Annotated in this window: 18 protein-coding genes; 4 read left to right on the forward strand and 14 right to left on the reverse strand. The window is 74.0% G+C overall.

Features of this window, described 5'->3' with window-relative positions:
• Nucleotides 1-278 precede the first annotated feature (278 nt).
• Entirely contained in the window at nt 279-1,736 is a 1,458-nt protein-coding gene (locus E1300_RS03370) for a benzaldehyde dehydrogenase (RefSeq protein WP_131755375.1), read from the forward strand.
• Nucleotides 1,737-1,782: 46 nt separating this feature from the next.
• Here the strand turns inward: E1300_RS03370 and E1300_RS03375 are convergent, their stop codons facing one another.
• From E1300_RS03375 to E1300_RS03385, 3 genes are all read right to left on the reverse strand, one after another.
• Nucleotides 1,783-2,577, reverse strand: coding sequence for a leucine-rich repeat domain-containing protein (locus E1300_RS03375; RefSeq protein ID WP_165502658.1), 795 nt, complete (start codon nt 2,575-2,577; stop codon nt 1,783-1,785).
• A gap of 188 nt (nt 2,578-2,765) precedes the next feature.
• The gene (locus tag E1300_RS49790) at nt 2,766-3,029 is read right to left on the reverse strand and encodes a hypothetical protein (protein ID WP_165502659.1); all 264 of its coding nucleotides are present in this window, start codon (nt 3,027-3,029) and stop codon (nt 2,766-2,768) included.
• Nucleotides 3,030-3,124: 95 nt separating this feature from the next.
• Entirely contained in the window at nt 3,125-4,117 is a 993-nt protein-coding gene (locus tag E1300_RS03385) for an alpha/beta hydrolase (RefSeq protein WP_242618921.1), read from the reverse strand.
• A gap of 460 nt (nt 4,118-4,577) precedes the next feature.
• Between E1300_RS03385 and erm the strand changes: the two genes are divergently transcribed.
• Nucleotides 4,578-5,489 (forward strand): ErmE/ErmH/ErmO/ErmR family 23S rRNA (adenine(2058)-N(6))-methyltransferase, encoded by a 912-nt coding sequence (gene erm / locus E1300_RS03390; protein ID WP_131755378.1) that lies wholly within the window; start codon nt 4,578-4,580, stop codon nt 5,487-5,489.
• Here the strand turns inward: erm and E1300_RS52135 are convergent.
• The 10 genes from E1300_RS52135 to E1300_RS03440 form a co-directional block, all read right to left on the reverse strand.
• Nucleotides 5,443-5,931 carry a gas vesicle protein K gene (locus tag E1300_RS52135; protein ID WP_242618922.1) on the reverse strand — a complete coding sequence of 163 codons (489 nt, stop codon included), beginning with the start codon at nt 5,929-5,931 and terminating at the stop codon, nt 5,443-5,445. The genes erm and E1300_RS52135 overlap by 47 nt on opposite strands.
• Nucleotides 5,928-6,131, reverse strand: coding sequence for a gas vesicle protein (locus E1300_RS03400; protein WP_242618923.1), 204 nt, complete (start codon nt 6,129-6,131; stop codon nt 5,928-5,930). The genes E1300_RS52135 and E1300_RS03400 overlap by 4 nt, the downstream gene beginning before the upstream one ends.
• Entirely contained in the window at nt 6,128-6,994 is an 867-nt protein-coding gene (locus E1300_RS03405) for a GvpL/GvpF family gas vesicle protein (RefSeq protein WP_131755379.1), read from the reverse strand. The genes E1300_RS03400 and E1300_RS03405 overlap by 4 nt, the downstream gene beginning before the upstream one ends.
• A complete protein-coding gene (locus E1300_RS03410) occupies nt 6,991-7,494 on the reverse strand; it encodes a gas vesicle protein (RefSeq protein ID WP_442316417.1) in 504 nt (167 codons plus the stop codon). The genes E1300_RS03405 and E1300_RS03410 overlap by 4 nt, the downstream gene beginning before the upstream one ends.
• A 5-nt stretch (nt 7,495-7,499) precedes the next feature.
• Nucleotides 7,500-7,757: a gas vesicle protein GvpO gene (gene gvpO / locus E1300_RS03415; RefSeq protein WP_131755380.1), complete on the reverse strand. Its 258-nt coding sequence runs from the start codon at nt 7,755-7,757 to the stop codon at nt 7,500-7,502.
• Nucleotides 7,758-7,775: 18 nt separating this feature from the next.
• Nucleotides 7,776-8,009 (reverse strand): gas vesicle protein GvpG, encoded by a 234-nt coding sequence (locus E1300_RS03420; protein ID WP_207399453.1) that lies wholly within the window; start codon nt 8,007-8,009, stop codon nt 7,776-7,778.
• A 7-nt stretch (nt 8,010-8,016) separates the two neighbouring features.
• Nucleotides 8,017-8,766: a GvpL/GvpF family gas vesicle protein gene (locus E1300_RS03425; RefSeq protein ID WP_131755382.1), complete on the reverse strand. Its 750-nt coding sequence runs from the start codon at nt 8,764-8,766 to the stop codon at nt 8,017-8,019.
• Complete coding sequence (gene gvpJ, locus E1300_RS03430; protein ID WP_131755383.1) at nt 8,763-9,203, reverse strand: gas vesicle protein GvpJ; 441 nt, start codon at nt 9,201-9,203, stop codon at nt 8,763-8,765. Before gvpJ ends, E1300_RS03425 begins: the two co-directional genes overlap by 4 nt.
• A 166-nt stretch (nt 9,204-9,369) precedes the next feature.
• Nucleotides 9,370-9,759, reverse strand: a complete 390-nt coding sequence (locus E1300_RS49795) for a hypothetical protein (protein ID WP_165502660.1) — start codon at nt 9,757-9,759, stop codon at nt 9,370-9,372.
• A gap of 37 nt (nt 9,760-9,796) precedes the next feature.
• Nucleotides 9,797-10,753 carry an LLM class F420-dependent oxidoreductase gene (locus E1300_RS03440; protein WP_131755385.1) on the reverse strand — a complete coding sequence of 319 codons (957 nt, stop codon included), beginning with the start codon at nt 10,751-10,753 and terminating at the stop codon, nt 9,797-9,799.
• A 236-nt stretch (nt 10,754-10,989) separates the two neighbouring features.
• On the opposite strand from E1300_RS03440, the gene E1300_RS03445 reads away from it, so the two are divergent.
• Both E1300_RS03445 and E1300_RS03450 read left to right on the forward strand, forming a co-directional pair.
• Nucleotides 10,990-12,171, forward strand: a complete 1,182-nt coding sequence (locus E1300_RS03445; RefSeq protein ID WP_131755386.1) for a glycoside hydrolase family 183 protein — start codon at nt 10,990-10,992, stop codon at nt 12,169-12,171.
• Nucleotides 12,172-12,219: 48 nt separating this feature from the next.
• Nucleotides 12,220-12,777, forward strand: coding sequence for a dihydrofolate reductase family protein (locus E1300_RS03450; protein WP_131755387.1), 558 nt, complete (start codon nt 12,220-12,222; stop codon nt 12,775-12,777).
• Between the two features lie 22 nt (nt 12,778-12,799).
• On the opposite strand, the gene E1300_RS03455 is transcribed toward E1300_RS03450, so the two are convergent.
• Complete coding sequence (locus E1300_RS03455; RefSeq protein ID WP_131755388.1) at nt 12,800-13,429, reverse strand: hemerythrin domain-containing protein; 630 nt, start codon at nt 13,427-13,429, stop codon at nt 12,800-12,802.
• Nucleotides 13,430-13,473: the final 44 nt, after the last annotated feature.

Here is a 13,473-nt window from a genome sequence, read left to right on the forward strand (position 1 = left end):
GAGTGCGCCAGGTGTCAGCGGGCCGTCCGCCGGAGGGACCGGGTACAGGTGCCGGTGCGGTGGTCGCGGCAGCGCTGGCTCATGGTCACTCCTCCCGTGTTCGGCGTCTGGGATGAGACTGCCCGGAACGCCCGACGGTTTCAACAGGTTTTTCTCGGTGAGGTCAGCCCCGTTTCCACTCAGTGGAAAGGTGATGTTCCTGCGACCGCCTCCCGTGGCGAGGCTGGGGCGGGGACCTGCGCCCACTCACCGGGTCCCCCGCACCCCGAGGAGGAACGATGGCGCTGCTCGAACCCGGTACCTGGTCCGGGAAGATCTTCGATGGCGGCTGGACCGCCGGCGCGGGCGGCGTCTACGACGTCGTCGAGCCGGCGACCGGCGGCACGCTGGGCGTGCTCGGCCGCGCGGACGGCGCGGACGTGGCGCGGGCGGCGACGGCGGCCGCGGCGGCGCAGCTCGACTGGGCCGCCCGCCCCTACGAGGAGCGCGCGGCGATCCTGCGGCGGGCCGGGCGGCTGTTCGAGGACCACGCGGAGGAGATCCAGGGCTGGATCGTCCGGGAGGCGGGCTCGATCCCGCCGAAGGCGGAGCTGGAGACGCACTTCGTCGCGAACCTCTGCTACGAGGCGGCGGCGCTGGCCTCGCATCCGCAGGGCCTCGTGCTGCCGTCGGCGCAGCCGCGCTGGAGCCTCGCGCGGCGCCGCCCGGCCGGGGTGGTCAGCGTGATCGCGCCGTTCAACTTCCCGCTGATCCTGTCGATGCGGTCGGTGGCCCCGGCGCTGGCGCTCGGCAACGCGGTGCTGCTCAAGCCGGACCCGCGGACGGCGGTGTGCGGTGGCGTCGCGGTCGCGCGGGTGTTCGAGGAGGCGGGCCTGCCGGCCGGGCTGCTGCACGTCCTGCCCGGCGGGCTGGACGCGGGCGAGGCGGTCGTGGCGGCGCCCGAGGTGCGGGTGGTGTCGTTCACCGGCTCGACCCCGGCCGGACGCAAGATCGGCGAGGTGTGCGGGCGGCTGCTCAAGCGCGCGCACCTGGAGCTGGGCGGCAACAACGCGCTGATCGTCCTGCCGGGCGCGGACATCTCCAAGGCGGTGTCGGCGGGCGCGTGGGGCTCGTTCCTGCACCAAGGGCAGATCTGCATGACGACCGGGCGGCACCTCGTCCACGAGAGCGTGCACGAGGAGTACGTCGCGGCGCTGGCGGACAAGGCGGACAAGCTGCCGGTCGGCGACCCGGCGGCCGGGCCGGTCGCGCTCGGGCCGATCATCGACGACAAGCAGCTCGCGCACGTGGACGGGCTGGTCCGCGACACCGTCGCGGCGGGCGCGCGGCTGGCGGCCGGCGGCACGCACGAGGGCCTGTTCTACCGTCCGACGGTGCTGGCGGACGTCACGCCGTCGATGCCCGCGTACGCGCAGGAGGTGTTCGGGCCGGTGGCGCCGGTGGTGCCGTTCGCGACGGCGGACGACGCGATCGCGCTGGCCCGCGACAGCGAGTACGGGCTGTCGCTCGGCATCCTCGGCGATGTCGGCCAGGCCATGAAGATCGCCGACGCGGTCCCGACCGGGCTGGTCCACATCAACGACCAGACGGTGAACGACGAGCCGGTCATCCCGTTCGGGGGGCTCGCCGCCTCGGGCAACGGCTCGCGGTTCGGCGGCCCGGACGCCAACATCGAGGCGTTCACCGAGACGCAGTGGGTGACGATGCGCGGCGAGATCGCCCCGTACCCGTTCTGACCGGACGGCGCTCAGGGGAGGCCCCGGCTCCTCCCCTGCGCCGTCCTCAGACGTGGACGACGCAGCCGCGCTTCTCCAGCGTGCCGATGAGCGGGTCTTCGGGATGCAGGGCGGGGTTCCAGCGCAGGTCGAGCCGTTCGAGGCCCGGCAGGTCGGCGAGCCAGGCGGGTAGTTCGCGCAGGCCGTTGGCGCGCAGGTCGAGCTGGCGCAGCGACTCCAGCCGGCGGAGGGCGGGCGGTAGGGCGGTCAGAGCGTTGCGCCGCAGGTCGAGGACGCGCAGCTCGGCCAGCTCGCCGATGCCTTCGGGGAGCGCGGTGAGGCGGTTGCCGTCGAGGTGCAGCTCCCGCAGCCGTGCGAACCCGGCGATCGATTCGGGCAGCGCGGTCAGCGCGGCGTGCATGACGCGCAGTTCGCGGAGCGCGCGCAGGCTTCCGATCTGATCGGGCAGCGCCGGGAGGGGGTTGCCGCCAGCGTTGAGGTAGACGAGGGCGCCGAGTTCTCCGATGTCGTCCGGGAGGCGGGGCAGGCGCAGGTCGGCCGCGTACAGGTAGCGCAGGTGGCGCAGTTCCCCCAGGCCCTCCGGGAGCCGCGGCAGGGGGTTGCCGCTGAGGTCCAGCACGCGCAGCAGCGGCGAGCCGCCGACGGGAGGGAGCTCGGTCAGCCGGTTGTTGTCGGCGTAGAGCTCCTCCAGTGCCGGCGCGGAGGCGAGCCCTGCGGGCAACGCGCTCAGCAGGTTCTCTCCGGCGTCGAAGACGCGGAGCTTGCCCCACTCCCCCGTGAACTTCGGGAGCCGGGTCAGTCCTCGTCCGCGCGCTCGGTACTCGCCGTCGATCTCCCGCACGGCCCCGAGGGTAGACCCGTGTCCAAGGGCGTGTCTCGAAGTCGGCGCCCGTAGCGAGCGGCGTCCAGGTGCGTGCATCGTGGGGGCGGAGGAGGGAGTCGGCCCGGTGTTGGCCGTCGACCGACGACAACCCCGCGAGGTGCGTGCCTGGGCGTCGCGCAGTAGGGCAGTCGACTTCGAGACGCGCCCTAGGCGCCCGTGGCCATCTCGGCGGGACGGACGGCCGTCTCGCGCAGCCAGCGGCGCTGGCGGGCCGTGTACCGGGAGCCGGCCGGGACGGGCACGGCGGCGCTGCCGGTGTGGTCGGCCTGCTCGTCGCCGGGCTCGATCACCAGCTTCTCCTGGAGCGGCGGCCAGCGGAGCGTGATCCGGCGCCCGCACGTCGGGCACGCCCACTCCTCGCGGCCCGATGCGTCGGCCCTGACCATCAGCATCTCGTGCGCGTCCTGCAAGGCCGGCCTCCTCGACGGCCGGGTTCCGGGTCCCCGCCCCCTCGGCGGACCCTTGACCCCGGGTTCACCCCACCCCATTGCCCTTGGCGGCGTCATTAAACGGCTTCGCCCGGTTTGACCTGCGCGGACGTTCCGCGTGGCGTCCGCAGGGCGTCCCGCACGGCCGCGCCGATCTCCGCGACCGCCTCGGCGGGGCGCCGCGCGAACGAGCCCCAGCCGAGGAAGCCGTGGTCCAGCCCCGTCCCGGTGATCAGCGTCACCGGGACGCCCGCAGCCCGCAGCCGGTCCGCGTGCTCCTCGGCCTGCGGGCGCAGCCGGTCGTACTCCGCCGTGGCGATCACGGCGGGCGGCAGGCCGCGCGGGTCGGGGTCCAGGAGCGGCGACACGTCCGGACGGGTGCGGTTGGCGCCGCGCAGGTAGAGCTCCAGGACGCGGCCGACGCCGGACGGCGGGAACTCCAGCCCGTCCGGATCGGGCAGGGCGGGGGGCTCCTCCCGCAGGTCCAGCGCCGGGTAGAGCAGCACCTGGAGGACCGGCCGAGCGGGACCCGCGGCGCGCAGCCGGGACGCGGCGACCGCGGCGAGCTGCCCGCCCGCGCTGTCGCCCGCCACCCCGACGCGGGCCGGGTCCAGCCCGAGGTCGTCCGCGTGCGCCGCGACCCAGCGCATCGCGGCGACGGCGTCGTCCACCGCCGCGGGGAAGGGGTGCTCGGGCGGCCTGCGGTAGTCCACCGACACCCAGGCGACGCTGCTCGCCACCGCCAGCGCTCGGACCACCGGGTCGTAGCTCTCGATGTCGCCCAGCGCCCACCCGCCGCCGTGGAAGTACACCAGTCCCGGGACGGGCCGGTCGCTCGCGGGACGGTACGACCGTGCGGCCCGCGGCCCGGCCGGTCCGTCGACCTGGAGGTCCTCGACCACGCCGACCGGTGGGCGGGGGCATCGGGCGAGGTCGTCGGCGTGCTCGCGGCGTGCGTCGTCGATCGTCCGGCGCCGCGCGGGACCAGGCACGGCGGAATTGGGCACCGCGGAATCGGCCGCCGCCAGGCGGCCGCGCATGTACGCCAGGTACTCGGGATCGCGGCCCATGACACTCCCAGCCTGCCGGACGGTCGACGCGACGCGACGCCAGCCTACGGCGCCGGAAAACCGGTTGGAGAGGCGCGGCCCGCCCCCTACGATCGCCCGCATGGCCGGTTTCACGAAGAGCGCGGTCCAGGGGACCGCCCATGGCGCCGTGTACATCCGGCTGCGTGAGCGTCGCCCCGCCCTGGACCGTCCAGTGCGCGCCGACGCCTGATCCGGCCGCGGGCTCCCGCCCGCTGAACGCCGCGCCGCGCTCTCACCGGGCGCGGTCGCGTCGCAGTGCGCTCTCTCCGTAGCGCGTCCTTCCTCAGCGCCGCCTTTCACATGTCCAGGGCCTCCGAGCGTCCATGACCATCTCGGACGGGCCCGCGGGACATCCGGCGCGCGCTTCGGCTCGCCGTCTCCGCGTCTGAGGCCCGTCCGTCCTACCGGCCCGAGCGGCCGGACGCCAAGGACGGCGACCGTGAACCACGAATCCAGGCATCGCGCTTCCCGCACCCGGCAGGCGGCGACCGGGCGGACCGCCCGCGACCGCGCCCGCCGCGAACTCTCGCAGAACTTCCTCGTCGACTCCGACACGATCCGCCGTTACGCGCGCTCGGTCGGCGACGGGCCGGGCGGCCTCGTCGTCGAGGCGGGCGCCGGCGACGGGCGCGTCACCGCGGCCCTCGCCGCGCGCGCCGACCGTGTCGTCGCCTACGAGCTCGACCCGGTGTGGGCGGCCCGCCTCCGGGAGCGGTGCCGCGGCCTCGGCAACGTCTCCTGCGTCACCGGCGACTTCCTCCGGGCACGGCCGCCAGCCGAGACGTTCCATCTGGCCGGGAACATCCCCTTCGGTGCCACGTCCCGCATCATCGGCTGGGCCCTGGAGGCGGACGGACTCGCCTCCGCCACGCTGATCACGCAACTGGAGTACGCGCGCAAGCGCACCGGCGACTACGGCCGCTGGTCGCGGCTGACCGTCGAGACCTGGCCCGCGTTCTCGTGGCGGCTGGCGGGACGGATCCCGCGCACCCGGTTCCGTCCCGTCCCGCGCGTCGACTCCGCCGTCCTGCGCATCGACCGGCGCGACCGGCCGCTGCTGCCGCCGTCCGCGATCGGCGCCTACAGGCGGTGCGTCGAGCTGGGATTCGGCGGCAAGGGCGGGACCCTGTACGCCTCGCTCCGGCGGGAACATTCCCGGGCGCGGCTGGACGCGGCCTTCCGCGCCGCCGGGCTCACCCGGGACACCGTCGTCGCCTACGTCCACCCGGACGCGTGGATCACCCTGTACCGCGTCCTGGACGGCCTGCCCCCGCTCGCCTCTCCCCCGCTCGCCTCTCCCCCGCTCACACCTCCGGAAGGAGCGGACCGAGGGGGCCGAGGTCGAGGTTGAGGTCGCCGTCGTCGAGGTCGAAGTGGTTCTTCAGCTTGGTCATCGCCTCGTCGAGCCGCATCAGCGCCAGGCCGAGCTGCTCGACCTGCTCGTCGGTGAGGTCGCCGCCCTCGGCGCGGCGCAGCGCCTGCCGCTCCATGAGCTGGCGGATCAGCTCGACGAGGGTGAGCACGAGCTTCACGAGGTCGCGCTCCACCGTCTCGGGATCGGTGCGCAGCCGCTGCATCACCGCCGAGCCGGAGCGGGGCCTGTCGGCGGGCCTGCGGGCGGGCACGGCCCGGACGGGGCCCTCGCCGGCCGCGCCGCCCGTGCGGCCGGCGAGGATGTCCTCGGTGAACGGGTCGCCCGCCACCAGGTCGTGCACGGTGGCGTCGCCGGTGACGGGCCGCCGGTCGCGGCCGTCGCCACGGTCGCGGTCCGGGTCGCGGTACGCGGACGTCACAGCTCTTCCTCTCCCAGCAGTTCGCTCCGCACGGACGTGATCAGCGCCCGCAGCGACACCTGCACCAGATCGATGTCGGCGACCGAGATGACCAGGTCACCGGTGATGACGACGCCGCCCGACAGGAGGCGGTCGAGCAGGTCGACCAGGGCGATGCGCTCCATGGGCGCGTCGCCGCCGGTGTCCAGGACGGCCGTCACCGCGCGGTGTCCTCCGGTTCCGTCACGGGCGTGCCGTCGCCGGTGTCGATGAACGAGTACGGCGGCCACGGCCCCGTCACCTCGACGTCGATCCCGGGCAGCCGCTCCTGGATGGCGCGCGTCACCGCCAGGAACCCCTCCGCCTGGTCGTCGTCGAGCAGGTAGGCGGCGTTGAGGATCTGCAGCCCCGACCGGCCCGACAGCTTCGGGTCCTGCGGCGGATGGTGCCGCGTGGCGACGGCGTGGTCGGCGAGCTCGGCGTGGATGCCGGCGGCCTGCTCGGCCACCCGGCGTCCCGCGTCGGCGCGCCGGCGGCGCTCGTCCTGGCGGCGCCGCAGGTACGCGGTGCCCGCTCCGGCACCCGGGCGGGAGCCGGTGAGGGGCTCGGCCCTCGGCTCGAGCCCCCCACCGGGGTTCGGGTCGGCGGCCTCCGTGTCGCCGGTGCCGCCCGCCTGGAGCGCGTCCGGGCGGGCGTACGCCTTCACGCCCCACTCGGACCGGCCCGCGATGCCGTCCAGCACCTCGGTGAACCGGTCGCCCTGCGTCGTGAGAACCTCGGCGACGCGCGCGTCGTCACGGTAGATCGTGGCGATGCGCACGGGCGCGGTCGGGGCGGCGTGGGCCGCCCGGTCCACCACGTCGTGGTGGGCGCGGGCGGTGTCCTCCAGCCAGGCGAGATCCTCCAGGTTGGCGCGCAGGGCCGCCTCGCCGTAGTCGTCCAGGCGGACGGTGCTCACCAGGGCGGTGAGGCCGCCGGCGACGACGCCGCGGACGGGCGTCCCGGCGACACCGGTGGTGCCGTCGAGCGCGCCCGGGTCGAGCCCGCGGCAGACCCCGTACAGGTAGACGGCGGTATCGGTCACGAGTCGGCCTCCTTCTTCGCCCGGCCACCGCCCTTGCGCGCCGCGGCCCCCGCCGCGGCATCGCCGGTCGCACCGTCGGCGGCGCCGTCCGCCTGCGCGTCGTCGCCGGCGGAGAGGCCCGCGCGGGCCTCCAGCGCCGCGAGCCGCTCGCGCAGCATCCGGTTCTCCTCCAGCAGGTCGCGTTCGGCGCCGCCGTCCACCTGGCCGTTCGCCTTCCCCGCACCGGCCTCGTTCTGCCGGGCGCGCGAGGACAGCGACGGATCGTGCTCCCACCAGTCGATGCCCATCTCCTTCGCCCGGTCGACCGAGGCCACGAGCAGCCGCAACTTGATCGTCAGCAGCTCGATGTCCAGCAGGTTCACCCGGATGTCACCGACGATGACGATGCCCTTGTCGAGGATCCGCTCCAGCAGGTCGGCCAGGTTGGCCGACTGCTGGCCGGGCGGCCCCGCCATCGTCCGGGCGGGCGACCTGCCGCCGGTCCAGGAGATCTCACTCACGTGTCTCAGTCCCTCTCGACTCGTCCGCGGGGGTAGCGCCGGGCGCGCCGGTAGGCGACCAGGTCGCCCTCACCGTCGACCTCGGTGTCGTAGAGCGCGAGGATGTCGGCGGAGTCGGGGATGCGGTGCGTCTCCACCACCTCCACGCTGATCCGCCACCCGTCCTCGGTCCGCTCGACCCCGACGACGCTCTCGGCGCGGCGGCCGGTCATCGCGGTGACGTGCTCGACCGCGTGCTTGGCGGCCTCTGCCGCGGACATCATTCCTGCCTCCTCGCTCGCCTAGCCGCTTCTCGCACGGCCCTCGTTGAGCCTGCGGATCAGGTCCTCCTCGCGCTCCGCGGCCTCCTCCTCGGTGATCTCGCCCATGGCCACCTCGTCGGCGATCTGCTGCATCTCCGCGGCGATGCGGCCCGGGTCGTACAGCTGCGCCTCCGCCTGCTCGGTGAGGACCTCGGCGAGCCACATGACGCCCTTGACGGGGGCCAGCGGAAGCGTCACGAGTCCGCTGAACATCCCCACGTCACGCCTCCGGGACGAAGTCGTACGGGGGAAGCGGGCCGATGAGCCGGATCCGGATGCGCTCGCCGTGCTGCTCGCCGAGCTCGTCGACGGCCTTCTCCAGCTCCTCGCGCCGGTCGTTCGGGACGAGGAACGAGACGTCCAGGACGTCCTCCTCGCGGGCGGGCGACTTGCGGACGAACGCCTCCGACTTCGACGACACCGCCTCCAGCAGGGCCTGGCCGTCGTGCTCGCGGCGGCGCTCCATCGCCTGCGCGATCAGCTCGCCGAGCCGGACCCGGTCGTAGTAGACGGCGTCGGCCGCGTCCGCGGGGACCTCGCGCAGCCGGGCCGCCAGCTCGGCGATCTCCGGCTCGCCCGTCATGATCTCGCGGAGCACGGCGTCCTGGACGTAGGTGGCCTTGAGGCGCAGTTCCACCCGGCCGTCGAGCTGGTCCAGGACCTGCCCAAGGCGCTCGGAGTTGTCGGCGAGGAGCTCCTTCTCGACGGCGCCGCGGTCCGCGAGCGCCGCGCCGAAGCGGAACGGGACCACCACCACGCCGGCGTCCATCAGGGCGTTGAGCACCCGCTGGTGCGCGACGAGGTCGGCGCGCTCACCGAGCGCCCGGCCCTGCGGGAGTTCGCTGACGACCGCGGCGCAGCGGCCGCCGTCGGCGACGAGCTCGACGGGCTTGTCGTCGAGCCCGGTGACGTCCTCCGGCAGCGTGGCGTCCGCGCGCGTCACGCCGTACACGTACTGCGGCGTCGTCATTCGTCGTCCTCCTTCTTGCGCGAGGAGCGGCGGCGCGCGGTCTGCTTCTCGTCGTCCTCGTCGTCGTCGGAGTCGGACGATCCGAAGGTCTCCTTCAGCCGTTCGGAGGCGCCTTCCAGCGCGCCCCTCGTCTTCTTCTTGGCACCGGACTCCTGCATCCCGCCGACGAACTGCGGGAGGCCCTGGGAGGTGCCGTCGTGCGCGATGTCGAGCCGGTTGACGGCCTCGGCGAAGCGCAGGTAGGTGTCGACGCTCGCGACCACGATCCGCACGTCCACGGTGAGGATCTCGATCCCCACCAGCGAGACGCGCGCGTACAGGTCGATCACGAGGCCCTTCTCGAGGATCAGGTCGACCACGTCGGCGAGGCTGCTGCCGGAGCGGCCCCGTTGGACGGTCTGGCTGCCCGAGGTCTGCTGGGCGATCGGCCCAGTCATGTCATCAACTCCTCATGTGAAATCGATGTTCACGACCCCCTCTACCCGCACCGTTCCGGCTAAACAAAGCGTCTTGTTTAGGTCAAATCACTGTCAGTGAAAACGGCGTGCCCGGATGGCCGTTTCCGCCATCCGGGCACGCCGTCGCTACTTCTCGCGGTGCGCGTCAGCGCTTTTTGGCGATGCGCCTCCCGACGACGACCGCGACGCCGGCGGCCGCCACCACGGGCGCGGCCTTCAGGAACTTGCGCAGCGACATCAGGCGCGCGAGCCCGGCCACACGGCCCGGCAGCGCGACGACCTGCCCGCCGACCTGGCTCACGCCCTGCGCGACGCCTTCACCGGCGCCCTTCGCGGCCTGCCCGGCGCCCTTCGCGGCCTCGCCGGCGCCCTTCGCGGCGGTACCGGCACCCTTCGCGGCCGTGCCGGCGCCCTCGGAGGTGTCGCGGGCGGCCTTCTGCGCCGTGGCGCCGCCCGACCGCGCGGCCGAGCCGGCCTTGCCGACGCTGTTCTTGATCTGATCGGACCCGCTGCCGGGCACCGAGGGGGTTTCCATCGCTGTTTCCTTCCGGGGGGATTTCCACTTTTCCTTGTCAGCCGCGCAGCCGCGGCAGCACCTCACGGGCATAGAAGTCGAAGAAGCCGTCCTGCTCAGGGCCTATCTGGGTGACGAACACGTCGTCGTACCCCGCGTCGGCGTACTCCTGGAGGGCCTGCACGTGCCGTGCGGGGTCGGGGCCGCACGGCACCTGCTCGCCCACCATCTCCTCGGTCACCAGCTCCGAGAGCTGCCGGAACTGCCGCGGGGACGGCAGCAGCTGGGCCGCCTCGCCGGGCAGCAGGTCGTTCGGCCACAGCCGGTGCGCCGTGCGGCGCGCCGCGGCCTCGTCCTCGGCCCAGCACACCTTCAGGCCGCCCTGCGTGCGCTTGCCCTCGCCGCCGGAGTCGCGGAACAGCTTCACGAGGTCCGCGTCCGGCATCATCGAGATGAACCCGTCGGCGATGCGCCCGGCGAGTTCGGTGGCCTTGTCCCCGAAGCCCGACATGTAGATCGGCGGCGGCTCGTCCGGGACGGTGTAGAGCCGCGCGGTATCGACGCGGTAGTGCTCGCCGCGGTGCGTGACGAGCTCGCCGGTGAACAGCCGCCGCATCACCGCGACGGCCTCCTCCAGCATCGCCAGCCGCTCGGCGGCGGGCGGCCACCGCGAGTCGAGGATGTGCTCGTTGAGCGCCTCGCCCGTGCCGACGCCCAGCGTGAACCGGCCGCCGGTGAGCACCGCCGAGGTCGCGGCGGCCTGCGCCACGACCGCCGGGTGGGTGCGCAGCAGCGGGCAGGTCACCGCCGTGCCGATCGGCAGCGACGTCACCTGCGCGATCGCCCCGATGACCGTCCAGACGAACGGCGCCTGGCCCTGCACGTCCAGCCAGGGATGGAAGTGGTCGGAGATCCACAGCGCCTCGAAGCCGGCCCGCTCCGCCGCCTGCGCCTGCCGGACGAGTTCCGCCGGTCCGTGCTCCTCGCAGGACAGGAAGTACCCGAACCTCGTCATCGACGCCTCCCGTGTCCGGACGTGCCGGGCTCTCCGGTCTGGATGCCCGTAGGTCCCTTCGCGGCTTACCCGGCTCGCCACCGGCAAACATGACCATGGTTTCCGGCGGTGCGTCCGGGACCGATTTGATCCAGGACGTCCGGCCACGCGACCCTTGCCGTGTCGTCCCGCGCCTCCCCCCGGGTGCTTGGCCTCGACCGCTCTGACCGCCTCCACCGCTTCCGGAAGGGCCTGCGATGATCCGGCGCCCGGTCCGCCCCGCCGTCGTGGCCGCGGCGGCGGTCCCGGTGGCGCTCGCGCTCCTGGTCGCCGTGGCCGTCACCGTCGGCCTCGGCTCGTCCGGCGCGCCGCCGTCCGGCGCCGTCCCGCCCGCGCGCGTCCTGTCCCGCTACGAGACGGCGGCGCGCGGCAACACGATCGACCGCGACTGCGGTTACAGCACCCCGCTTCCCGGACGCCCGCGCCGCAGCCTCTGGCTGTTCTGCGACTCCGCCTGGAAGGGCACCCGTCCTGGCCTCTGGCTCGGCGCGACCGCCGCCACCGCTCCGATCGTGCCCGGCCGGGTCCCGACCGCGCTGACCGAGCTTCCTGCACCGGGCGCACCTGGGCGCCCGCCTTCCGCGCCCGCCCGCGAGGACGGACCGCCCCAGGGCATGCTGAGCCCGCCGTCCGGCCTCGTCCTGCCGGGCGGCGCGCCCTGCCAGGTGCCCGGGACGGCCTACAGCGCCTCATGGGTGTCCGGTGCCGCCAGACCGCCGGGGACGGACGAGGTACTGCTTACCTTCACCGACGTGTGCGTCCAGGGCACGACCATCAGCACGCAAGGCTTCGGGCTCGTCACCTACCGGCCCGCCGACAACACCCTCCACGGCCGCATCCGCCTCTTCTCCGCCCCCGCCGGGCTGCCGTTCCAGCAGAACCTCGGCTCACCGGTCTTCAGGAACGGTCACCTGTACCTGTTCGGGTCCGTCTGCGACACCTCCGCGTTCGGCGGCTGCCGGGGCGGCCGCGTGACCCTCGCGCGCGTCCGCGCCAGCGCGGACGCCTGGCGCGACCCCGGGGCCTACGAGTACTGGACGCCCGGCGGCTGGACCAGGGACGCCGGGCAGGCCCGGACGGTCGTCTACGGTGCCGCCCCGACGGGCGTCCACATCGAGGACTTCTCGGCCCTCGGCAAGGGTTTGGTGCTCGTCGAGCAGCGGGGGCTGGCCGCCGAGTTCCGGGTCTGGCGGGCGCCCGCTCCCGAAGGCCCCTGGCACGCCGTCCGGGACGGCAAACTACCCTGCGCAGGCGGAAGCGGCATCGACCAGTGCCGGGCGCTCATCGGCCATCCGGAACTCAGCACCCGTGAGGCCCTGCTCCTGTCGTACTACAACCCGGCCGACCGCCACATCAGCGTCCGCGCCGTCCCCTGGTGACCTCGCGAGGTATGGTTAGCGAACGATCATTCACAAACGGGAGGCACCATGGCCGCCGGACGGCCGTTCACCGCGTCGGTCTTCATCGCCACGAGCCTGGACGGGTACATCGCCCGCGCCGACGGCGACATCGAATGGCTCACCAGCCGCGGCGAGAAGGCGGGCGACACCGGCTACGACGACTTCGCCGCCGGCGTCGACACGCTCGTCATCGGGCGGGGCACCTATGAGAAGGTCCTCACGTTCGGGGAGTGGCCCTACGAGGGCAAGCGCGTGGCGGTCCTCAGCACGCGGCTCCCCGAGGACGCCGACCCACGCGTCACCGTCCACCGCGACCTCGGCGCGCTCATGCGGGACCTCACCGGGCACGGCGCCCGCCGCGTCTACGTCGACGGCGGCCAGGTGATCCAGGCGTTCCTGCGCGCGGGGCTGCTCGACGACCTGACGATCACCACCGTTCCCGTCCTGCTGGGCGGCGGCCTCCCGCTGTTCGGCGCGCTGGACGGCGACGTCGGCCTCGTCCACCGCTCGACGCGCGTCCTCGGCGCGGGGCTCGTCCAGTCGTCCTACACCGTGGAGGGCACGGCGGCGGGTGCCGGAGCGTGAGCGGGCGCCGGTGGGGCGATCGTCATACGGTCCACAGGCGGCGCTTGCGGTAGCGAGGTTCCCACCGCAGCCGGTTGAGCTCGCGCAGCGAGTCGGGCAGGGCGGTCAGGAACCGGCTGCGCTCGATCGGCGCGATCCCGTCCACGATCCACGGCACGAACGTCTCCGGTCCCGCCGCGCACTGCCGCCGCCGGACGGCCTCGGCGTAGTCCCGCCAGTCGTCGGGGCCGAGGACCGAGCGCGCCAGCCGCAGCGCGCCCGTCTCCTCGTGCCGCATGTGGACGTCCAGCGCCGTCCGCAGCGCGTGGACGGCGCCCGCGAGGTCGCCGCCGTCCTCCAGTGCCGTGTCGTCCAGCGCCGCGTCCACCGCGACGAGCAGCGACGCGACGCGGGCGTGCTCGGCCTCCATCTCCCGCAGGACGGCGAGGTCGGCGGGCCGCACCGCGGCCGCGCAGGCGACGCGCGGCCACAGTTCGGCGTCCTCCACCTCGTGGTGCAGGTGGAGCTGCTGCTTGAAGTTCTCCCAGCCCTCCCGGACGTGCGGCGCGCGGGCCTTGCCCGCCGCGACGGCCGCCGCGAGGCGCTCCAGGTCGCGGCGGAAGGCGTCGTGCGCCGCGTGAAGGACCGTGAGGTCGGCCGCTTCCGGGAGCATGGTCGCTGATGTCGTCACATAAGTAATGAGGGAGCGGGAGCGGC

The sequence above is a fragment of the Actinomadura fibrosa genome (assembly GCF_900659615.1).
GTDB lineage: Bacteria > Actinomycetota > Actinomycetes > Streptosporangiales > Streptosporangiaceae > Spirillospora > Spirillospora fibrosa.

Excerpts from the sequence above, each read along its gene's own strand:
- E1300_RS03450 (WP_131755387.1), top strand. The coding sequence starts at position 12,220 with ATGGCCGCCGGACGGCCGTTCACCGCGTCGGTCTTCATCGCCACGAGC.
- E1300_RS03440 (WP_131755385.1), bottom strand. The coding sequence starts at position 10,753 with ATGACGAGGTTCGGGTACTTCCTGTCCTGCGAGGAGCACGGACCGGCG.
- E1300_RS03445 (WP_131755386.1), top strand. The coding sequence starts at position 10,990 with ATGATCCGGCGCCCGGTCCGCCCCGCCGTCGTGGCCGCGGCGGCGGTC.
- gvpJ (WP_131755383.1), bottom strand. The coding sequence starts at position 9,203 with ATGACTGGGCCGATCGCCCAGCAGACCTCGGGCAGCCAGACCGTCCAA.
- E1300_RS03425 (WP_131755382.1), bottom strand. The coding sequence starts at position 8,766 with ATGACGACGCCGCAGTACGTGTACGGCGTGACGCGCGCGGACGCCACG.
- E1300_RS03385 (WP_242618921.1), bottom strand. The coding sequence starts at position 4,117 with ATGGGCCGCGATCCCGAGTACCTGGCGTACATGCGCGGCCGCCTGGCG.
- gvpO (WP_131755380.1), bottom strand. The coding sequence starts at position 7,757 with ATGATGTCCGCGGCAGAGGCCGCCAAGCACGCGGTCGAGCACGTCACC.
- E1300_RS03370 (WP_131755375.1), top strand. The coding sequence starts at position 279 with ATGGCGCTGCTCGAACCCGGTACCTGGTCCGGGAAGATCTTCGATGGC.
- E1300_RS49795 (WP_165502660.1), bottom strand. The coding sequence starts at position 9,759 with ATGGAAACCCCCTCGGTGCCCGGCAGCGGGTCCGATCAGATCAAGAAC.
- E1300_RS03420 (WP_207399453.1), bottom strand. The coding sequence starts at position 8,009 with ATGTTCAGCGGACTCGTGACGCTTCCGCTGGCCCCCGTCAAGGGCGTC.
- E1300_RS03455 (WP_131755388.1), bottom strand. The coding sequence starts at position 13,429 with ATGCTCCCGGAAGCGGCCGACCTCACGGTCCTTCACGCGGCGCACGAC.